Annotated in this window: 19 protein-coding genes; 7 read left to right on the top strand and 12 right to left on the bottom strand. The window is 71.4% G+C overall.

Annotated elements, in window-relative coordinates; all coding sequences use genetic code 11:
- Positions 1 to 97 precede the first annotated feature (97 nt).
- From AC07AZ_RS23445 to AC07AZ_RS23435, 3 genes are all read left to right on the top strand, one after another.
- Complete coding sequence (locus AC07AZ_RS23445) at positions 98 to 1,108, top strand: acyl-CoA desaturase (protein WP_478850767.1); 1,011 nt, start codon at positions 98 to 100, stop codon at positions 1,106 to 1,108.
- The gene (locus tag AC07AZ_RS23440) at positions 1,105 to 1,782 is read left to right on the top strand and encodes a TetR family transcriptional regulator (RefSeq protein ID WP_478850765.1); all 678 of its coding nucleotides are present in this window, start codon (positions 1,105 to 1,107) and stop codon (positions 1,780 to 1,782) included. The genes AC07AZ_RS23445 and AC07AZ_RS23440 overlap by 4 nt, the downstream gene beginning before the upstream one ends.
- Before the next feature lie 84 nt (positions 1,783 to 1,866).
- Positions 1,867 to 2,457: a Uma2 family endonuclease gene (locus tag AC07AZ_RS23435; RefSeq protein WP_478850991.1), complete on the top strand. Its 591-nt coding sequence runs from the start codon at positions 1,867 to 1,869 to the stop codon at positions 2,455 to 2,457.
- Here AC07AZ_RS23435 and AC07AZ_RS23430 read toward each other — a convergent pair.
- Together AC07AZ_RS23430 and AC07AZ_RS23425 are read right to left on the bottom strand one after the other, a co-directional pair.
- Positions 2,444 to 2,812, bottom strand: coding sequence for a VOC family protein (locus tag AC07AZ_RS23430; RefSeq protein WP_478850763.1), 369 nt, complete (start codon positions 2,810 to 2,812; stop codon positions 2,444 to 2,446). The genes AC07AZ_RS23435 and AC07AZ_RS23430 overlap by 14 nt on opposite strands.
- Complete coding sequence (locus AC07AZ_RS23425) at positions 2,809 to 3,621, bottom strand: trans-aconitate 2-methyltransferase (RefSeq protein ID WP_478850761.1); 813 nt, start codon at positions 3,619 to 3,621, stop codon at positions 2,809 to 2,811. The genes AC07AZ_RS23430 and AC07AZ_RS23425 overlap by 4 nt, the downstream gene beginning before the upstream one ends.
- Before the next feature lie 89 nt (positions 3,622 to 3,710).
- On the opposite strand from AC07AZ_RS23425, the gene AC07AZ_RS23420 reads away from it, so the two are divergent.
- Positions 3,711 to 4,208, top strand: coding sequence for a MarR family winged helix-turn-helix transcriptional regulator (locus AC07AZ_RS23420; protein WP_478850759.1), 498 nt, complete (start codon positions 3,711 to 3,713; stop codon positions 4,206 to 4,208).
- A gap of 83 nt (positions 4,209 to 4,291) precedes the next feature.
- On the opposite strand, the gene AC07AZ_RS23415 is transcribed toward AC07AZ_RS23420, so the two are convergent.
- A complete protein-coding gene (locus AC07AZ_RS23415; protein ID WP_478850757.1) occupies positions 4,292 to 5,065 on the bottom strand; it encodes a LuxR C-terminal-related transcriptional regulator in 774 nt (257 codons plus the stop codon).
- A 258-nt stretch (positions 5,066 to 5,323) separates the two neighbouring features.
- Here AC07AZ_RS23415 and AC07AZ_RS23410 point away from each other — a divergent pair, with 258 nt between their 5' ends.
- Positions 5,324 to 5,779 carry a GNAT family N-acetyltransferase gene (locus tag AC07AZ_RS23410; protein ID WP_478850989.1) on the top strand — a complete coding sequence of 152 codons (456 nt, stop codon included), beginning with the start codon at positions 5,324 to 5,326 and terminating at the stop codon, positions 5,777 to 5,779.
- On the opposite strand, the gene galK is transcribed toward AC07AZ_RS23410, so the two are convergent.
- From galK to galT, 3 genes are all read right to left on the bottom strand, one after another.
- A complete protein-coding gene (gene galK / locus AC07AZ_RS23405) occupies positions 5,772 to 6,935 on the bottom strand; it encodes a galactokinase (protein WP_478850755.1) in 1,164 nt (387 codons plus the stop codon). The two genes, AC07AZ_RS23410 and galK, sit on opposite strands and share 8 nt — an antisense overlap.
- An 81-nt stretch (positions 6,936 to 7,016) precedes the next feature.
- On the bottom strand, positions 7,017 to 7,979 hold the full coding sequence (gene galE / locus AC07AZ_RS23400) for a UDP-glucose 4-epimerase GalE (RefSeq protein WP_478850753.1): 963 nt from the start codon (positions 7,977 to 7,979) through the stop codon (positions 7,017 to 7,019).
- Complete coding sequence (gene galT / locus AC07AZ_RS23395) at positions 7,976 to 9,037, bottom strand: galactose-1-phosphate uridylyltransferase (protein WP_478850751.1); 1,062 nt, start codon at positions 9,035 to 9,037, stop codon at positions 7,976 to 7,978. The genes galE and galT overlap by 4 nt, the downstream gene beginning before the upstream one ends.
- 183 nt (positions 9,038 to 9,220) lie before the next feature.
- On the opposite strand from galT, the gene AC07AZ_RS23390 reads away from it, so the two are divergent.
- Complete coding sequence (locus AC07AZ_RS23390; protein ID WP_478850749.1) at positions 9,221 to 10,912, top strand: sodium:solute symporter family protein; 1,692 nt, start codon at positions 9,221 to 9,223, stop codon at positions 10,910 to 10,912.
- 30 nt (positions 10,913 to 10,942) lie between these two features.
- Complete coding sequence (locus tag AC07AZ_RS23385) at positions 10,943 to 11,278, top strand: hypothetical protein (protein ID WP_478850747.1); 336 nt, start codon at positions 10,943 to 10,945, stop codon at positions 11,276 to 11,278.
- Between the two features lie 148 nt (positions 11,279 to 11,426).
- On the opposite strand, the gene AC07AZ_RS23380 is transcribed toward AC07AZ_RS23385, so the two are convergent.
- From AC07AZ_RS23380 to rsmA, 6 genes are all read right to left on the bottom strand, one after another.
- Positions 11,427 to 12,134, bottom strand: a complete 708-nt coding sequence (locus AC07AZ_RS23380; RefSeq protein ID WP_478850745.1) for a helix-turn-helix transcriptional regulator — start codon at positions 12,132 to 12,134, stop codon at positions 11,427 to 11,429.
- A 262-nt stretch (positions 12,135 to 12,396) separates the two neighbouring features.
- Positions 12,397 to 14,286, bottom strand: a complete 1,890-nt coding sequence (locus tag AC07AZ_RS23375; RefSeq protein ID WP_478850743.1) for an outer membrane protein assembly factor BamB family protein — start codon at positions 14,284 to 14,286, stop codon at positions 12,397 to 12,399.
- Between the two features lie 52 nt (positions 14,287 to 14,338).
- On the bottom strand, positions 14,339 to 16,132 hold the full coding sequence (locus AC07AZ_RS23370) for an outer membrane protein assembly factor BamB family protein (RefSeq protein WP_478850741.1): 1,794 nt from the start codon (positions 16,130 to 16,132) through the stop codon (positions 14,339 to 14,341).
- A gap of 236 nt (positions 16,133 to 16,368) precedes the next feature.
- Positions 16,369 to 18,192, bottom strand: a complete 1,824-nt coding sequence (locus AC07AZ_RS23365) for an ABC-F family ATP-binding cassette domain-containing protein (protein WP_478850739.1) — start codon at positions 18,190 to 18,192, stop codon at positions 16,369 to 16,371.
- A gap of 74 nt (positions 18,193 to 18,266) precedes the next feature.
- Positions 18,267 to 19,187: a 4-(cytidine 5'-diphospho)-2-C-methyl-D-erythritol kinase gene (locus AC07AZ_RS23360; RefSeq protein WP_478850737.1), complete on the bottom strand. Its 921-nt coding sequence runs from the start codon at positions 19,185 to 19,187 to the stop codon at positions 18,267 to 18,269.
- Entirely contained in the window at positions 19,184 to 20,146 is a 963-nt protein-coding gene (gene rsmA / locus AC07AZ_RS23355; protein WP_478850735.1) for a 16S rRNA (adenine(1518)-N(6)/adenine(1519)-N(6))-dimethyltransferase RsmA, read from the bottom strand. Before rsmA ends, AC07AZ_RS23360 begins: the two co-directional genes overlap by 4 nt.
- Positions 20,147 to 20,171: the final 25 nt, after the last annotated feature.

The following is a 20,171-nucleotide window of genomic DNA, read 5'->3' as shown; positions in this document are numbered from 1 at the left end:
ATACTTACGATGCCGTAGGTTACGGAACCGTAGGGCGCTGCGCGCCGTTCCCGCCGCCCGGTACTTCTCCAGACCCTCGACCCCACAGGGGACGCCCATGACCACGAGCTCCGATGTGATCGAAGACGCCCCGGAGGCGAGCGACGGCACAGCCGCGTCCTCCGCCACGCTGGGCGGGGAGCAGAAACGCTCGATCGAGCAGATCACGCTGCTCGCCTTCATCGTCCTCCCGTTCGTCGCGCTGCTGGCGGCCGTGCCGCTGGCGTGGGGCTGGGGGGTGAGCTGGCTGGATCTCGGCCTGCTCGTCTTCTTCTACTACCTGGGTTGCCACGGCATCACGATCGGTTTCCACCGCTACTTCACGCATGGTTCGTTCAAGGCGAAGCGGCCGCTGCGGATCGCGCTGGCGATCATGGGCTCGATGGCGATCGAGGGGCCGTTGGTGCGGTGGGTGGCGGATCACCGCAGGCATCACAAGTTCTCCGACGCGGAGGGTGACCCGCACTCCCCGTGGCGGTTCGGCGAGACGCTGCCGGCGCTGATGAAGGGCCTGTGGTGGGCCCACATCGGCTGGCTGTTCGACGAGGAGCAGACCTCGCAGGAGAAGTACGCGCCGGATTTGATCAAGGATCCGGCGCTGCGTGCGGTCTCCCGGACGTTCATCCTGTGGGCGGGTCTGTCGCTGACCCTGCCGGCGTTGATCGGTGGCCTGGTGACGATGTCCTGGTGGGGCGCGTTCACGGGGTTCTTCTGGGGTTCGCTCGTGCGGGTCTCGCTGTTGCATCACGTCACGTGGTCGATCAACTCGATCTGTCACGCGGTGGGCAAGCGGCCGTTCAGGTCGCGTGACCGTTCGGGCAACGTGTGGTGGCTCGCGGTGCTGTCGTGCGGCGAGTCGTGGCACAACCTGCACCATGCGGACCCGACGTCGGCGCGGCACGGGGTGGAGCGCGGTCAGCTGGATTCCTCGGCGCGGTTCATCCGCTGGTTCGAGCAGCTCGGCTGGGCGTCGGACGTGCGCTGGCCGTCACGCTCGCGTATCGATTCCCGCCGTAACACCGACGGGGGCGGCTCCCGGCGCCGGGAGGAGACCGCCGAGGCGGCATGATGGACGGCGTGGCGACCGACTCCAGCAGCACTCCGAGCAATGAGAAGCCGCGGCGAGCGCGTCGCACCCGGATGACCGGTGTGGAGCGTCGCCAGCAGTTGCTGGAGATCGGTCGCACCCTTTTCGCCGCCAAGGGTTTCGAGGGCACGTCGGTGGAGGAGATCGCGGCGAAGGCCGGGGTGTCCAAGCCGGTGGTGTACGAGCACTTCGGCGGCAAGGAGGGGCTGTACGCGGTGGTGGTGGACCGTGAGATGCGGCGCCTGCTGGACATGGTGACGAGTTCCCTGACGGCAGGGCATCCCCGTGAGCTGTGCGAACAGGCCGCGTTCGCGCTGCTTGACTACATCGAGGAGTACACGGACGGGTTCCGCATCCTGGTCCGGGACTCGCCCATCCCGCAGTCGACGGGTTCCTTCGCGTCTCTCATCTCGGACATCGCCACCCAGGTGGAGGACATCCTGGGCCGTGAGTTCAAGAACCGCGGTTTCGACTCGAAGCTGGCTCCCCTGTACGCGCAGGCCCTGGTCGGGATGGTCGCGCTGACGGGTCAGTGGTGGCTGGACGTGCGCCGCCCGAAGAAGGCGGAGGTGGCGGCCCACCTGGTCAACCTGGCGTGGCACGGCCTGGACGGCCTGGAGGCGAAGCCGCATCTGATAGGCCGCCGCAAGAGCTGACGGGCCACCCTTTGTGATGACGCCTGCGGATTCCGGCCGCTGGCGTTGAGCGGCAGGCCGAGAATCCCGTCCATGGGAGGAACCATGACCGCCGAGCACGGCTGCCGCTGGCCGGTGCCGCCGCAGGACGGGTACACCGTGGACGACCTGTTCACGCTGCCCGACCTCCCGCCGCACACCGAGCTGATCGACGGGAGCCTTGTTTTCGTGAGTCCGCGGCGGGATTTTCACAGCACCATGATCGACCTTCTCGTGACGGGCCTGCGCCGCACGACCCCGAAGAACGTGAAGGTCCGCCGCGAGATGACCGTCGTCCTGGATCGCCGCAACGGCCCCGAGCCGGACCTGTGCGTCGTGCGCGCCGAGGCCGTCACCGGTCTGGAGCGGACTCGCTTCGAAGCCGCCGACGTGCTGCTGGCCGTGGAGGTCGTCTCCCCCGACTCCGAGGCGCGCGACCGCGACACCAAGCCCCGCAAGTACGCCGCCGCGGGCATTCCGCACTTCTGGCTGGTCGACATGGCGGGCGCGAACCAGCACCCCGTCGTCCGGGTCTACGAGCTCGACCCGCTGTCGAAGACGTACGCGCTGACCGGCATCCACCACGACGCGCTCAAGCTCGGTGTCCCCTACGACCTCGGCATCGACATCACCCTGGACGCGCTCAGGGAGCTGTGAGCGGCTCCAGGAACTCCAGGCGGTTGCCCACCGGGTCGTAGGAGAAGAAGCGCCGGTGGTCCGGCAGGTCGGTGTCCCACAGGACCTGCGCGCCGTGGGCCTCCAGCCGGGCCGCGAATGCCTGGATCCCGGTGACCCTCAGCCCGGGGTGCGCCTGCCGCGCGGGCCGGAAGCCGGGCTCGACGCCCACGTGCAGGTGCACCGGGCCCGCCCGGAACCAGCAGCCGCCGCGGGTGGCGAGCACCGGTGGCTTCGGGATCTCGGTCAGGCCCAGGGCGTCCACGTAGTACGTCCGCAGGTGTTCTTCCGCGCCGGGGGGCGCGGCGAGCTGGATGTGGTCCAGGGCGGTGATCATCGGGTTTCCTTCCGGGCGACGGCGAACAGGCGCCGGAAGGGGAGCACTGTGCCGTACGCGGTGCTGGGGTAGGCGGTGCGGAGCAGGTCGCGGTATTCGGTGAGGAAGGCGTCCCGCGCCTGCGGGTCGTCCGCGAGGGCGGTGAGGACCGGGCGCAGGCCCGTGCCCTTGACCCAGTCCAGGACGGGGTCCTCGCCCGGCAGGACGTGCAGGTACGTCGTCTGCCAGACGTCGGTGGCGCAGCCGAGGCGGGCGAGCCGGTCCAGGTAGACGGCGGGTGTGTGCACCGAGTCGGTGCGGCGCAGGACGCCGCCGAGGCGGTCCTTCCAGCGGGGGCCGGTGCCGAGTTCGCGCATCAGGGCGTGCAGGGGCGCGTCGATGTTGTCGGGCACCTGGAAGGCGAGGGTGCCGCCGGGGGCGAGGGCGTCCAGCCAGCGGGGAAACGCGTCGAGGTGTCCGTCGACCCACTGCAGCGTGGCGTTGGAGACGATCAGGTCGTACGTCTCGCCCGGCGTCCAGGCCGTCGCGTCGGCGTGGGTGAAGTCGAGGCGGCCGCCTCCGGCGGTGGGGCCGGCGTGTGCCGCGGCCTCCGCGAGCATCTGTGGGGAGTTGTCGTAGCCGGTGATGTGGGCGGTGGGCCAGCGGCCGGCGAGGACGGTGGTGACGTTGCCGGGGCCGCAGCCGAGGTCGGCGATGCGGGGCGGGGTGCCGGGCAGGTCGGGGGCGCGGGCCAGGAGGTCGGTGAAGGGGCGGGCGCGGTGGCCGGCGTGGCGGAGGTACTGGGCGGGGTCCCAGGTGGGAGTGGTCATGGCTCCCACTTTCCCCCCACACTTATCTTGACGTCAAGAGACTTCACGTCAAGAGACTTCATGTCGACACAACCACTACACTGATCGTCATGGAGGACGAGGTCGATCGGCTGGTCGCAGCGTGGCGCCGGGAGCGCCCGGACCTCGACGTGGAACCGCTCGAGGTGCTCAGCCGGGTGAGCAGACTGGCCCGGCATCTCGACCGTGCCCGCCGACTGGCCTTCGCCGAGCACGCCCTGGAGCCCTGGGAGTTCGACGTGCTGACCGCGCTCAGGCGCGCCGGATCGCCGTACCAGCTCTCGCCCGGGCAGCTCCTGACCCAGACCCTGGTCACCTCGGGCACGATGACCAACCGCATCGACCGGCTCGCGCAGAAGGGCCTGGTGGAGCGGCTGCCCGACCCCAGCGACCGGCGTGGCGTGCTGGTCCGGCTGACGGCCGAGGGCCGGGATCGCGCGGACCAGGCCCTGGCCGGCCTACTGGACCAGGAGCGGGCGATCCTCGCGGAACTCTCCCGCGCCCAGCGGGGCGAACTGGCGTCCCTGCTACGCCAGTTGACCGCCCCCTTCGACAACATCCCGGGCTGAGTGCTGTCCCGCGACGGGGCGACGTCTGCGCGACGGGGCGGACGTCGCCTGTCGCGGGACCAGCGCCGGCTGGGCCGTGTCGGTCACGCGCTGTTGCTCTCCTCCGCCCTGACCCGCCCGGCGGGCACCAGGTCGGCCGGTCCGACCCCGGCCCGGCGGGCGAGGGCGACGGCTGCCAGGGTGGAGTGGACCCCCAGCTTGCCGAGCACGTTCTGCATGTGCGTGCGGACGGTGTGGGGCGAGAGGAACAGCCGCTCCGCGACCGCCTTGCGCCCCAGCCCGGCGACCATGCAGCGCAGCACCTCCCGCTCCCGCGGGGTGAGCGACTCCACCAGCCGTTCGCTGTCGGTGCGGTGCTTGCGGGCCGCGGTCAGCTCGCGCAGCACCCCGGTGAGCAGGGCGGGCGGCAGGTGGGTCTCGTCGCGCAGGACCCCGCGTATGACGGTCAGCAGCCGGGACAGCGAGCAGTCCTTCGCCACCCAGCCGCAGGCCCCGGCCTGGAGCGCGAGCGCGGCCCGGCGCGGATCGTCCTTCTCCGCGAGGACGACGATCCGGACGGTGGGCTGCGCGACGCGGACACCGGCGACCAGCGATATGCCGTCCACCAGCCCGTCCTCGTCGCCCTCCGAGACGGGCACGGCGGGCCGCAGGCCCGGTATGTTGCCGCCCAGGTCGGCGTCCACGAGCAGCACGTCGTAGCGGCGGCCCTCGGCGGCCGCCCGCTCCAGACTGCGCAGCGCGGCGGAGCCGCTGCCGGCCGCGGCGACGTCCACGTCCGGCTCGGCGGCGAGTGCCGCGGCCAGTGACTCGGCGAAGATGCGATGGTCGTCGACGACCAGGACTCGGATGCGAACCACGAAACCCCCTTCCCCAGGCTCCTGAAGAGCAGGGGATACCCCAAGGTTCGGAGAGGGACGACCACTGCGGGCACGGCGCCCCGGACTGCCGACCCCCACACGACCGCCGCCGTGCGGAGAACTGCTACCCCGGTGCGGGCGCCGTACCCGACCGTCTCGCCCCCTGAACAGCACCGGCCCCCACCGGTGCTGTTCACAGCGTACGGCTGGGGGCCGGGAGGGGAAGGCGATTTGCAGAACTGGTCGCCCGACACGTTTATGGTGAGCCGCATGTTTCGCATCGAGACAGAAGTCGACAAGGTCCGGCGTGATCTGCTCCGCAGCAGGCTCAGGGAGGCCAACACGGCTGCCTCGCCGGTCCTGCGCACGCTGCGCGGCACCCCGGGCGAACGCGAAGTCCCTTTGCATGTGTGGGCGTCGGACGGGGCCGGGGAACTGGCGGGCGGTCTGGTCGGCCACACCTGGGCGACGTGGCTGCACGTGACGTATCTGTGGGTCGACGGCCGGCACCGCGGCGCGGGGCTGGGGTCCCGGCTGCTGTCGGAGGCCGAGCGGATCGCGTCCGGCACGCGGGGCTGCGCCTCGGCACGGCTGGAGACCTGGGACTTCCAGGCGCCGGGGTTCTATGTGAAGCAGGGGTACGAGGTGGTGTGCGTGATCCCCGGCTATCCGCCGGGGATCACGGAGTACACGCTGACGAAACGGCTCAGCTGAGCCTGCGCGCCCCCGCCGACGGCACCGCCTCGAAGACCCGCGGCGCGGTGAAGGCGGCCGCCGCGAAGGCCTCTTCGACCGCCTTGGTCAGGGTGTCCACGTCGGCCGCCCGGGCCAGGACGATCGCCGAGCCGCCGAAGCCGCCGCCGGTCATGCGGGCGCCGAGGGCGCCGGCCGACAGGGCGGTGTCGACGACCAGGTCCAGTTCCGGGCAGGAGATGCGGAAGTCGTCCCGCAGGGAGGCGTGGCCCTCGGTGAGGACCGGTCCGATGGCCTCGGTGTCGCCCGCCTCCAGCAGGGAGACGACCCGTTCGACCCGGGCGTCCTCCGTCACCACGTGCCGGACCAGCCGGCGGACCTCGTCCTCGCCGGCCAGTCGCTCCAGCGCCGCCTCCAGCCCGTCGAACGGCACGTCCCGCAGGGCGTCGACGCCCAGCAGGGCCGCGCCCTTCTCACAGCCGGCGCGGCGCTTGCCGTACTCGCCGTCGCTGTGGGCGTGCTTGACGCGGGTGTCGACGACGAGCAGGCGCATGCCCTCGGCGGCCAGGTCGAAGGGGATCTGCCGCTGGGACAGGTCGCGGGTGTCGAGGAACAGGGCGTGGCCGGCCTGGCAGCAGGCGGACGCGGTCTGGTCCATGATCCCGGTGGGGGCGCCGACGTAGACGTTCTCGGCGCGCTGGCACAGCCGGGCCAGCTGCCAGCCCTTGAGGTCCAGGGCGAACAGGTCGTTGAGGGCGAGGGCCACCACGACCTCCAGCGCGGCCGAGGAGGACAGGCCGGCGCCCGACGGCACGGTGGACGTCAGGTGGACGTCAGCGCCGGTGACGTCGTGGCCCGCCTCGCGCAGCGCCCACACCACACCGGCCGGGTACGCCGTCCAGTTCCGGTCCGACTCCGGGGCGAGTTCGTCCAGCCGCAGCTCCGTCACGCCGGACTCGATGTCCGCCGAGTGCAGCCGCAGCACGCCGTCGTCGCGCCGGGCCACGGCGGCGACCGCGACGTGCGGCAGCGCGAACGGCATGACGAAACCGTCGTTGTAGTCGGTGTGTTCGCCGATCAGGTTGACCCGGCCGGGCGCCGCCCACACCCCGTCCGGATCGGCGCCGTACAGCTCCCTGAACCGTCCGGCGACAGCCCCTGCGACAGCCTCGCTCATCCCGTGACCCCTGACCTTTCCTGTCCTGCGTTCCGCGTGATGCGTAATGCGTAATGCGCTGTGCGCTGTGCGCTGTGCGTTCTAGTTGCCGCGCCGCTGCGCGAATTCCCAGGCGTCGGCGACGATCCCCGTGAGGTCGGCGCGTGACGGCTTCCAGCCCAGCTTCTCCCGGGCCGTGCCGGCCGACGCCACCAGCACCGCCGGGTCGCCGCCCCGGCGGGGGGCGACCACCTCGGGCACCGGGTGGCCGGTGACCCGGCGGACCGTCTCGATGACCTCGCGGACGGAGAAGCCGTTGCCGTTGCCGAGGTTGCAGATCAGGTGCTCGCCCAAGGTCGCCGCCCGCAGCGCGAGCAGGTGGGCCTCGGCGAGGTCCGCGACGTGGATGTAGTCGCGGACGCAGGTGCCGTCCGGTGTCGGGTAGTCGTCGCCGTAGACGGAGATCGCCTCGCGCCTGCCCTGGGCGACCTGGAGGACGAGCGGGATGAGGTGCGACTCGGGGTCGTGCCGTTCGCCGTACTGCCCGTAGGCGCCCGCCACGTTGAAGTAGCGCAGGCTGACCGCGGCCAGGCCGTGCGCCGCGGCCTCGCCGGTGATCATGTGGTCGACGGCGAGTTTGGTGGCGCCGTAGGGGTTGGTCGGCGAGGTCGGGGCCGACTCGACGATCGGGACCTCCTTCGGCTCGCCGTAGGTGGCGGCCGTGGAGGAGAACACCAGCGTGCGCACGCCCGCCTCGCGCATCGCGCCGAGCAGGGCCATGGTGCCGCCGACGTTGTTGTCCCAGTACTTCTCCGGCTTGGCGACGGACTCGCCCACCTGGGAGGAGGCGGCGAAGTGCAGGACGCCGTCGTAGGAGGAGTCGAGCCATTTGGCGGCGTCACGGATGTCGCCCTCGACGAACGTGGCCCCGGCGGGCACGCCCTCGCGGAAGCCGGTGGTCAGGTTGTCGAGGACGGTGACCTCGTGGCCGGCCTCCAGCAGGTGCTGGGCGACGACGCTGCCGACATAGCCCGCGCCTCCGGTGACCAGGTACTTCCCACTCATGAACTCGCTACCTCTCGCAGTCGCTGAGCCGCGAACTCCGGCGGCACGTCGTTGATGAACACGTTCATGCCGGACTCGGAGCCCGCGAGGAACTTCAGCTTGCCGGAGGTGCGGCGGATGGTGAAAAGCTCCAGGTGCAGCCCGAAGTCGTCGCGGTTGACTCCCTCGAACTCCTCCAGCGCGCCGAACGGGGCCTGGTGCCAGGCCGAGATGTACGGCGTGGGCGGTTCACCTTCGCCGAAGATCCGGTCGAAGCGCCTCAAGAGTTCCAGATAGACCTGGGGGAACTCTGTGCGCGCGTCCTCGTCGAGTCCGAGCAGGTCGGGCACCCGGCGCTTGGGATACAGGTGGACCTCGAAGGGCCAGTGGGCGGCGTACGGCACGAACGCGACCCAGTGGTCACCCTCCAGGACGACCCGCTCACCGGCGCGTTCGCGCTCCACGACGGCGTCGAAGAGGTTCTCCCCGCCGGTGGCCTCCTTGTGCGCCGCCACCGACCGCAACATCAGTGCGGTGCGGGGGGTGGTGAAGGGGTAGGCGTAGATCTGGCCGTGCGGGTGACCCAGCGTCACACCGATCTCGGCGCCGCGGTTCTCGAAACAGAAGACCTGTTCCACGGAGGGGAGATGCGACAGCTCCGACGTACGGTCCGTCCACGCGTCCAGGACGAGGCGGGCCTGTTCCTCGGTGAGGTCGGCGAAGGACGCGTTGTGGTCGGAGGTGAAACAGACGACCTCGCAGCGGCCCGAGTCGCCGGCCAGCGACGGGAAGCGGTTCTCGAACACGACGACGTCGTACGACGAGTCGGGGATCTCGCTCAGCCGGTCGCCCTGGGTGGGGCACAGCGGGCACTGGTCGGCGGGCGGATGGTAGGTGCGGCCCTGGCGGTGCGAGGCGATCGCCACCTCGTCGCCGAGCAGCACGTCACGCCGTACCTCCGAGGTGGTGACCGTGCGCTCCAGGGGGCGGCGGTCCACCGCGTCGCGCACGGTGTCGTCCCGCAGGTCGTAGTAGATGAGCTCACGCCCGTCGGCCAGCCGGGTCGAGGTCTTCTTCACGCCGGGCACTCCATCCAGTCCGTACACCGATCCAGGCATCGATCCGGGGACCGGTCGAGCAGTGATCGAGCAGCGATCGAGCAGTGATCAAGCTTTAAACAGAACCGAACACATCAAAGCACAATTCCCCACGTTCGTCACCATCACAATCAAACAAAGAACACCAAACAAGGTGAGCGCTGCATGCGAACCCCCATCAATCCGGCCACCTCACTGGCGGCCGAGCTCCGGCTCCCCACCAACGGGCTCGACTACACGATCCTCGGCATCTACTTCGTCGTCGTCCTCGGTATCGGCTTCGCCGCCCGCCGCTCGGTGAAGACCAGCCTCGACTTCTTCCTCTCCGGGCGCTCCCTGCCCGCCTGGATCACCGGTCTGGCCTTCGTCTCGGCCAACCTGGCCGCCACCGAGATCCTCGGCATGGCCGCCAACAGCGCCCAGTACGGCGCCTACACCGTGCACTGGTACTGGATCGGCGCCATCCCCGCCATGGTCTTCCTCGGCCTGGTGATGATGCCCTTCTACTACGGCTCCAAAGTCCGCTCGGTCCCCGAGATGCTGCTGCTGCGCTTCGACAAGGGCGCGCACCTGCTGAGCTCGATCCTGTTCGCCTTCGCCGCCATCCTGATCGCCGGCGTGAACCTGTACGCCCTCGCGATCGTGGTCGAGGCACTGCTGGGCTGGCCGCAGTGGGTGGCGATCGTGGTGGCCGGCTTCTTCGTCCTCGCGTACATCACCCTCGGCGGACTGTCCTCGGCGATCTACAACGAGGTGCTCCAGTTCTTCGTCATCCTCGCCGCGCTGATCCCGCTGGTCGTGCTGAGCCTCAAGAAGGTCGGCGGCTGGGACGGCCTGTCCGACGCCCTCACCAAGACCCACGGCGACAACTTCGTCAGCGCCTGGGGCGGCACCGGCATCGGCAGCGACAACCCGCTCGGCGCCAACTGGCTGACCATCGTCCTCGGCCTCGGCTTCGTGCTGTCCTTCGGCTACTGGACGACCAACTTCGCCGAGGTGCAGCGCGCGCTGTCCGCGAAGAACCTCTCCGCGGCCCAGCGCACCCCGCTCATCGCCGCCTTCCCGAAGATCTTCATCGTGTTCCTGGTGATGATCCCGGGCCTGGTCGCCGCGGTCCTGGTGCCGAAGATCGGCACCTCCGGCTCGGACCTCCAGTACAACGACGCGATCCCCTACCTCATGGAACAACTGCTGCCCAACGGTGTGCTCGGCATCGCGGTGACCGGTCTGCTCGCCGCGTTCATGGCGGGCATGGCGGCCAACATCTCCTCCTTCAACACCGTGTTCACCACCGACATCTGGGCGAAGTACGTGGTGCGGGACCGCGACGACGCGTACTACGTGCGCTTCGGCCGGCTCATCACCGTCGTGGGCGTGCTCGCCTCGATCGGCACGGCGTTCCTGGCGTCGTCGTTCTCGAACATCATGAGCTACCTGCAGACGCTGTTCTCCTTCTTCAACGTGCCGATGTTCGTCGTCTTCATCGTCGGCATGTTCTGGAAGCGCGCGTCGAAGAAGTCCGGGTTCTGGGGCCTGCTGGCCGGCACCACCGCCGCGATGGTCAACTACTTCGTCCTCTACAAGCGGGACGTCATCGGCATCCCCACCGACCAGGGCGCCAACTTCGTCTCCGCGATCGCCGGGTTCGTGGCCGGCGCGGTCGTCATGGTCGTCGTGTCTCTGTTCACCGAGCCCAAGCCGGAATCGGAACTCCAGGGCCTGGTCTACGGCACCACCTCCCCCGGCATGACCGAGCCGCCCGCCGCCGGGGACGACGCCTGGTACCGGCGGCCGGCCCTGCTGGGCTGGGGCGCGATCGTCCTGGCGGCCGCGTGCTACATCCCCTTCTCGATCTGACGCCGTTCCGAGAGGAGAATTGGAGACACCATGTCCGAATATTCCGGATCCTCCGAGAAGGACGTCCAGCGGGAGGTCTCCGAGCTGGAGAGCCGGTCCACGACCGCGGCCCGCCTCTTCGACATCCGCCTCATCATCGGCGGCCTGTTCGTGCTCTACGGCGTCATCGTGACGATCGCCGGCATCTCCCCCTCCGACGCCTCGCTCGACAAGTCGCAGGGCGTCAACATCAACCTGTGGACCGGCCTGGGCATGCTGCTCCTGGGCCTGTTCTTCCTGGCCTGGCTGAAGCTGAGGCCCACGGCGGCCCCCGTCCCGGAGGTCGCACCGGACGACGCGTCCCCGGACGACAAGCCGGCCGGCTGACGGCAGGACGCCGTACGCGTCAGGCCGGCTGACGGCAGGACGCCGTACGTGTCAGGCCGGCTGACGGCTGACGGAACGCTGTCCGCGTGTGCGGTTCCCGCACGTGACCGGTGGCGGCCCGCGCGGAGGCGGGCCGTCACCGGGGCGTCTACAGCTCCAGCGGCGCGCCCGCCACGGACGGGGTGTGCGGCACCGGGCCGGCCCGGTCCAGCAGGCCGGTCCGGGCGGCCAGGGCCGCCGCCTCCAGCCGGGAGCCCACACCGAGTTTCATCAGCACCCGCTGGACGTGGGTGCGGGCGGTGGACGGGGCGATGCCCATGCCGGCGGCGATCAGCCGGGTGTCCTCGCCGTCGGCGACCCGGACCAGCACCTCCACCTCGCGGGGGGTGAGCATCTGCAGCAGGCGCTGGCCCTCGTCGTCGGGCTGGGCCACCGGGTTGAGCAGTTCGCTGAAGGCGCCCTGGAGCAGTTGCGGCGCCACGGCGGCCTCACCCGCCCTGGCCTTCATGATCGCGCGCTCGACCCCCTCGATGCGCTCGTCGTGCCGTACGTAGCCGGAGGCTCCCGCGGCGAAGGCGGCCGCGATGCCCCGCGGGCTCGGCACCGGGCCGAGGACCAGGACCGCGACCTGCGGCCGTTCCCGTTTGATCCGCACCACCGGGTCGAACATGCCCGGTTCGGCCGGTGTCGCCGTCCCCAGCAGGCACACCTCCGGCGCGCGGCTGATCACCAGGTCCGCCGCGCCCGCGGCCGGCGCCGCCGCGGCGAGCACCCGGTGCCCGCGCAGTTTCAACGCCGAGGCCAGCGCCTCGGCCAGCAGCCGGTGGTCGTCGACCACCATGAGCCGCACTCCCATCGAGCAACCCCCCAGTCCCCCCAACGGAATCCCGTGGACGCCCCCCTATGGATGCCCACCGGTCCGCACGGACAGAAGCCCCCTCCGGCCCCCCGCCCCACATGCCCCCGGAAGCTACACGCTTGTTCGACGTCGCGCGCCCCCTACTGGCGAGAAGTGCCCCGGATCGCCGAAATTCCTCACATTCGAGGGTGTTGAGCGGTACGCGCACGGCCCCGCCCCTGAGCAGGGACGGGGCCGTGCGTGTGGGGCGGGTGGGGCGTCAGCCGGTGCCGAACGCGATCGCCAGGTACTCCTTGCCGCCGGTACCGGTCAGGGCGCTGGCGAACACGTCCGACATGAACAGCCGGCCGTGTGCGTAGAGGATCTCGGAGTAGTCCGGGGTCATCCGGGACTCCACGTCGTGCACCGCCTGCGTCGAGGGGTTCTCCATCAGCTCGGTCGCCTTGAAGGAACCGCCGTCGATGCTGACGATCCGGCCGCCCTTGTCGTAGGGCGGGCGCTTGTAGGCGATGAGGTTGGTGCCGTCCATGCGCAGCGGGGAGATCGTGTAGTCCTCGCCGGCGTCGGCGCGCTGGCCGGTCAGTTTGCCGGTGGCCAGGTCGAAGGCGACGATCTCGTTGGTCTGGCCGAGGCCGCCGCCACCGCCGTCGTGCTCCTCGGTCGCCACGTAGAGCCGGTCGTTGCCGACGGCGACCTGGTGGCACTCCTCGATCCGGGTGATGCCGTCGCAGGAGGCCGCGTACTGGTCGCTGGGCGCGGAGATGCGGATGCGGAGCTTGCCGGTCCTGTTGTCGATGGAGAAGAAGTCGGAGATGCCGCTGCCGTCCTTGGCCGCCTTGCCGACGTCGGCGGCGACGACCAGCGGGTCGGTGGACACCACGCTGGCGTACTCGATGCCGGTCGCCATCCTGTAGTCGGACAGCACCTTGCCGGAGGCCGGGTCGATGGTCTGGATGTGCAGTTCGCGGTCGTCGTAGGTGCCGCACTTGCGCACCGCGACGAGCTTGGGTCCGCCGCCGTAGCCGGAGTCGTAGCAGGTGTCGCCCGGCTTGGGCGCCCACAGCGCCTTGCCGGAGTCGATGTCGAAGGCGCCGCCGCCGCTGGTGCTGCCCACGGCGACGGTGTTCCCGCTGACGGTGACGTTGCTGAGGCTGATCGGCTGGTCACCGGCGTCGACGGTCTTCGTCCACAGCTTCCGGCCCGCGTCGAGGTCGATCGCCGCGACCTGGGTGCAGCCGTGCGCGGGCTGGGCCTTGGTGGGCATGGCGGGCTGGTAGGTGATCGCCGTGCGGTGGTCGTCGGTCATGTGGTCGCTGGCCTGGCAGACCGGGCCGGGCAGCTTGATCGTCCACAGCACGGTGCCCTGGGCGGGGTCGTAGCCGACGATCTTGGCGACGCCGCTCTTGGCGTACACCTTGTCGGTGATCCAGGAACCGGCGACCGAGACGGTGGTGCTCTTGGCGACCTCGGGTGCCGGGACCTTGAAGAGGACCTCGGAGGCGGGGTCGGCGGGGGCCTTCTCGACCGGGTCGGTGGAGGTGGTGCCGCCTCCGGTGTCGTCGGTGCCGCCGTTGTCGTCCTTGCCGCCGGTGCCGCCGGTGGGGTGGGCGGTGTCGTCCTTCCTGCCGTCGTCACCGGACGAGGACGCGTACCAGACCCCGCCGCCGATGATCAGCGCGATCGCGACGACGGCCGCCACGATGATCGCCAGCTGCGCGTTGAACCCCCGCCCGCCGCCGGCCGGCTTGCCGGCCTGCGGGTGCATCGGCATCGTCGGCTGCGCGTAACCGGGCGGCGGCTGCTGCCCGTACGGGTTCGGCTGGCCGTACGGGTTCGGCTGCCCCCCGGGGTAGCCGTAGCCCGGGGCCTGCGGGGGCGGGGGCTGCTGCGGGTAGCCGTAGCCCGGCGTCTGCGGAGGCTGCGGGTAGCCGTAGCCGGCGGGCGGCTGCACGGGATAGCCGTAGCCGGGGGGTGCCTGCGGGGGTTGGCCGCCCGGCGGGGCGGGCGGCGGGGGCGTCTGCGGGGGCTGGGGCGGCGGGGCCTGGGGTGGGCCGAAGCCGCCCGGCTGCTGCGGCGGCTGGTCCGGCGGCGGCCCGAAACCCCCCTGCTGCGGGGGTTCGTCGGACGGCGGGGGCGGCGGCTGGGTCATGGCGTGAGTACCTCGGGGACAGGCTGCGGGGACGGGGGCGCGGGAGGAAGGGTCACTTGCCGAAGGCGAGCATCAACTTCTCCTTCGCTTCGTCGTTGCCGGTCAGCCGGGTGGTCGAGAGGTAGAACCGCCCGTCGGCCCAGTCGAACGCCTTCGAGTAGAAGCCGTTCTCGATGTCCGCGGTGCCCTGCGGGTTCTGCAGCAGCTTCGACGGTGTGTGGCTGCTCCCGGTCGTCGGGATCGACACGATCTGCCCGCCCGCGTCGTACGACGGCTGCACGTAGGCGATGAGCCTGCCGCCCTCGATTTTCACCGGCAGCATCGACTCGTCCGCCGGTGACTTCACGCGCCACTTCTCCTTGCCGGTGGCGAGGTTGACGGCGACGACCTCGTTGGCGCCACTGGTCGCCGCGGTGGGCAGGTAGAGGGTGTCGGCGTCGGCGGCCACGCCCTGGCAGCCCGTCAGGTCACGTTCCAGGATCGCCAGACCGCACGCGGGGGCGAACTCCTCGTCGAAGCGCACCTGGGAGCGGAAGGTGCCGTCGTCGTCGAACGTGGAGATGTTCCACGCCTTCTTGTCCTCGTTGGTGCTGTAGATGACCAGCGGGTCGACGGAGTAGGCGCGGGCGACCCGCCAGCCCTTGTCGAACTTCCGCGTCCACCTGACCTTGCCGGTCCTCGGGTCGAGTTCCTGCATCTCGTCGTGTTCGCCGGGTGCCGAGGCGTCGCAGGACGCGACGGAGATCAGCCGGCCGCCGCCCGCGAAGGCGGTCGGGAAGCAGGCGCTTCCGTACCTCTTCTTGTCGAACAGCTTCTTGCCGGTCCTGATGTCGTACGCCGTCCCGGACTGCGAGCGGCCCACCATCAGCGTGTTGCCGCTGACCGTCAGTTCGACGCTGATCGCACTGTCGAACAGCGCCCCGTCCGCGACCTCGGCGCTCCACCCCTTCCTGCCGGTGTCCAGGTCGATCTGCTGGAGCTGGTTGCACTTGGCGCGGTCGCTGGTGCCGCTCATGTACGCCACGACGATCGTGTCGTCGGCGGTCTGCCGCGGGGTGACCGCGCAGATCTTCTGCGGGAAGGAGACCGGATCCCAGGCGGGGGCGCCGCTGCCGACCTGGTAGGCGAAGACCTGCTTGTACGCCGCCTTCACCGCGGTCTTCCCGGTGATCCACATGCCGGGGGCGTCGGCGCCGGAACCGGGCGCGTCGGGCGCCTCCTTGTACCAGAGGACCTTCGCCTCGCCGGGCTTGCGGCCCGCGTTGAGGTTCTCCGGGCCGGCGCCGCCGTCGCCGCTGCCGTCCCCGGGGTTGGCGGGATCGGCGGTGGCGGAGGCCGTGGCGTCGTCACTGTGCCGCGCGACCGGCTTCCTGTCCCCGCCGCCGTCCCCGCCGCTGACGGCCCACACGGTGCCGCCGACGACGAGCAGCGCCGCCACCGCCGCCCCGATGACGACCCCTCGCCTGCCCCGGAAGGGGCCACGGGAGCCGGCGCCCGGGGGCGGTGTGCCGGGTGCGCCGGGGAACTGCGGCGGCCGGCCGTAGCCCTGCGGTCCGTACGGCCCCGGCTGCTGGGGAGGGCCGTACGGGCCGGCGGCACCCGGTGCGCCGTACGGGCCGGGCTGGGCGTAGGGCCCCGGCTGCTGCGGATAGCCGTAGCCGGGCTGCTGCGGGGGCGGGCCGTAACCGGGCGGCGGGGCCTGGGGCGGCGCCTGCGGAGGGGGCGGCGGTGTCGGGGCCTGCGGTTCCCGCGGTGGCGGAGGGCCGAAGCCGCCGGCGGACGGCGGCTGGTCCTGCGGCGGGCCGAACCCACCGGACTGCGCGGGCTGGTCGGGCGGCTGACTCATCAGCGTGCTCCCCCTCGTTCACTGATTTCTCGCCACGCCCCGAGGTACGTGAAGGACCCAGAGTCGTACTCAGACTGTTCTCAGACGGCTCTTTGTATCACTCGGCCCGGACAGCGCACCGGGCCGCGTCCTGCCCTGTTCCCAAGGGAGGACCGGCCCGTGATGCCCTTGTTACGCGCCTTCACGCCCCCTTCACGCGGCGTGCGCGGCGCGGGTGCGCGACGACCGTGCGCCGCTCACGCGTCCTCGGCGAGTTCCAGCCAGGTCAGCTCCAGTTCCTCCCGCCGGCCCGCCAGATCCCGCAGCTCCGCGTCGAGTTCGGCGACCTTCGCGAAGTCGGTGGAGTGCTCGGCGATCAGCGCGTGCAGCTTGGCCTCCCGTTCGGAGACCTTGTCCAACTGCCGCTCGATCTTCTGGAGTTCCTTCTTGGCGGCCCGCTGGTCGGCCGCGCTGCGCTCGGGCCCCGCCTTCTGCGCGGCCGCGGCGGCGGACGCTCCCGCGGAGGCGGAGGCCGCGGCGGCCTCCTCCATCCGGCGGCGGCGCTCCAGGTACTCGTCGATACCGCGCGGCAGCATCCGCAGGGTGGCGTCACCGAGGAGGGCGAAGACCCGGTCGGTGGTCCGTTCGACGAAGAACCGGTCGTGGGAGATGACGATCATCGACCCGGGCCAGCCGTCGAGGACGTCCTCCAGCTGGGTGAGGGTCTCGATGTCGAGGTCGTTGGTGGGCTCGTCGAGGAAGAGGACGTTGGGCTCGTCCATCAGCAGCCGCAGCAGCTGGAGCCGGCGCCGCTCACCACCGGACAGGTCACCGACGGGCGTCCACTGCTTCTCCTTGTTGAACCCGAACGTCTCGCACAGCTGACCGGCCGTCATCTCGCGTCCCGTGCCCAGGTCGACGCGCTCGCGCACCTGCTGCACGGCCTCCAGTACACGCAGGGCCGGGTCGAGTTCGGCGACCTCCTGGGAGAGGTAGGCGAGCTTGACCGTCCGGCCGACGGCGACCCGCCCCGCGGCGGGCTGCACCTCGCCCTCCGTGCGGGCCGCCTCGGCCATGGCCCGCAGCAGGGACGTCTTGCCGGCCCCGTTGACACCGACCAGGCCGATCCGGTCGCCGGGGCCCAACTGCCAGGTGACGTGCTTCAGCAGCACCTTGGGGCCGGCCTGGACGGTGACGTCCTTCAGGTCGAAGACGGTCTTGCCGAGCCGTGAGGAGGCGAACTTCATCAGCTCGCTGGTGTCCCGCGGCGGGGGCACGTCCTTGATCAGCTCGTTGGCGGCCTCCACCCGGAAGCGGGGCTTGGAGGTGCGGGCGGGGGCGCCGCGGCGCAGCCAGGCGAGTTCCTTGCGGACCAGGTTCTGCCGCTTGACCTCCTCGGTGGCGGCGATCCGCTCGCGCTCGGCGCGTGCGAAGACGTAGTCGGAGTAGCCGCCCTCGTACTCGAAGACGTCACCGCGCTGGACGTCCCACATGCGGGTGCAGACCTGGTCGAGGAACCAGCGGTCGTGGGTCACGCAGACGAGCGCGGAGCGCCGCTCGCGCAGGTGCCGCGCCAGCCAGGAGATGCCCTCGACATCGAGGTGGTTGGTCGGCTCGTCCAGGACGATCAGGTCCTGCTCCTCGATGAGCAGCTTGGCGAGCGCGATGCGGCGCCGCTCGCCACCGGAGAGGGGGGCGATGACGGTGTCCAGGCCCTGCGGGAAGCCGGGCAGGTCCAGCCCGCCGAAGAGGCCGGTGAGCACGTCCCTGATCTTGGCGTTCCCGGCCCACTCGTGGTCGGCCATGTCCCGGATGACCTCGTGCCGGACGGTGGCGGACGGGTCGAGGGAGTCGTGCTGGGTGAGGACGCCCAGGCGCAGGCCGCCGGAGTGGGTGACGCGCCCGGTGTCGGAGTCCTCCAGCTTGGCGAGCATGCGGATCAGGGTCGTCTTGCCGTCCCCGTTCCGGCCCACGACACCGATGCGGTCCCCTTCGGAGACGCCGAGGGACACGCCGTCGAGGAGGGCACGAGTGCCGTACACCTTGCTGACGTTCTCGACATTGACCAGGTTGACGGCCATTACTCTCCTGACAGGGGGGATCGATCAGCCTCCCAGCGTAATGCGCGCCGGTCGGTGGCCGGTCCCCCGGCAGGTCAGGGGGTGCGGGCGGGGTCCTGGTCGCCGAGCACCGTCGCGCCGGGGGCCGGTCCCGAGGCGGTGCGCACGGTCCGGCACGTCCCGGAGCTCCGCAGGGCCCGCGCCACCTCCGTCGCCGCCCCCGCGTCGCGGACGAGGAAGGCGGTGGTCGGGCCCGAGCCGGAGACCAGGGCGGCGAGGGCGCCGGCGGCGCGGCCGGCGGCGAGGGTCCGTGCGAGTTCGGGGAACAGGGACAGGGCGGCGGGCTGGAGGTCGTTGGAGACGGCGGCGGCCAGGGCGTCCGGGTCGCCCTTGGCCAGGGCGTCGAGGAGGTCCCGGGAGGCGACGGGCTCGGGGATGTCCAGGCCCTCGCCGAGCCGGTCGAACTCGCGGAACACGGCCGGCGTCGACAGTCCGCGCCCGGCCATCGCGAACACCCAGTGGAAGGTGCCGCCGGTCTCCAGCTCGGTGAGCCGCTCGCCCCGGCCGATGCCGAGGGCCGCCCCGCCCACCAGGCTGAACGGTACGTCGCTGCCCAACTCGGCGCAGATCTCCAGGAGTTCCTCGCGGGAGGCGTGGGTGCCCCACAGCGCGTCGCAGGCCACCAGCGCGCCCGCGCCGTCCGCGCTGCCGCCCGCCATGCCGCCGGCGACCGGGATGTCCTTGGTGATGTGGAGGTGCACGTCGGGGCTGCGGCCGTACCGCGCGGCGAGGGCCTCGGCCGCGCGGGCCGCGAGGTTGGTCCGGTCGAGGGGGACCTGGTCGGCGTCGGGCCCCTCGCAGGTGACGCGCAGGGTGTCGGCCGGGGTCACGGTGACCAGGTCGTAGAGGCCGACGGCGAGGAACACATTGGCCAGGTCGTGGAAGCCGTCGGGCCGGGCGGCACCCACCGCGAGCTGCGCGTTGACCTTGGCGGGGACGCGTACCGTCACACTCACTGCCGACCAGACTCCTCGTTCCGCGAGCTCTGCGCGCTCGGCGTGGTCCCGGTCCGCGGCGCGCGCGAGCTCTGCGCGCTCGGCGTGGTCCCGGTCCGCGGCGCGTGTTCCGCGATCCGGGCGAACTCCTCGACGGTCAGGGACTCTCCGCGGGCCTGCGGTGAGACGCCGGCCGCGACGAGGGCCGCCTCCGCGGCGGGCGCGGATCCCGCCCACCCGGCGAGCGCGGCCCGCAGGGTCTTGCGGCGCTGCGCGAACGCCGCGTCGACCACCGCGAACACCTCGCGCCTGGACGCCGTCGTTTTGACCGGCTCGCTGCGCCGGGTCAGCGCGACGAGCCCGCTGTCGACGTTCGGCGCCGGCCAGAAGACGCTTCGCCCGATGGAGCCGGCCCGCTTGACGTCGGCGTACCAGTTGGCCTTCACGGAGGGGACGCCGTACACCTTCGAGCCGGGCGGGGCCGCGAGCCGGTCGGCGACCTCCGCCTGCACCATCACGAGGGTGCGCTCGATGCTGGGGAAGGTGGCGAGCATGTGCAGCAGCACGGGCACGGCCACGTTGTACGGCAGGTTGGCGACCAGGGCGGTCGGCGCGGGGCCCGGCAGGTCGGTGACGAGCATCGCGTCGGAGTGCACGAGCGCGAACCGGTCGGCGCGCTCCGGCATCCGGGCGGTGACGGTCGCGGGCAGCGCCCCGGCGAGCACGTCGTCGATCTCGACCGCGACGACCCGGTCGGCAGCCTCCAGCAGGGCCAGCGTGAGGGAGCCGAGTCCGGGCCCGACCTCGACGACCACGTCGTCGGGCCGGACCTGCGCGGTGCGGACGATACGGCGGACCGTGTTGGCGTCGATCACGAAGTTCTGGCCGCGCTGCTTGGTGGGGCGTACGCCGAGGGCGGCCGCCAGTTCGCGGACGTCGGCGGGGCTCAGAAGGGCGTCGGGGGCGGGGCTGCTGCTCACCGCACCAGGGTACGGGGCCCCGGCC

This window comes from Streptomyces sp. NPDC043878, assembly GCF_056435735.1.
This window is presented reverse-complemented; position numbering and strand designations above follow the sequence as displayed.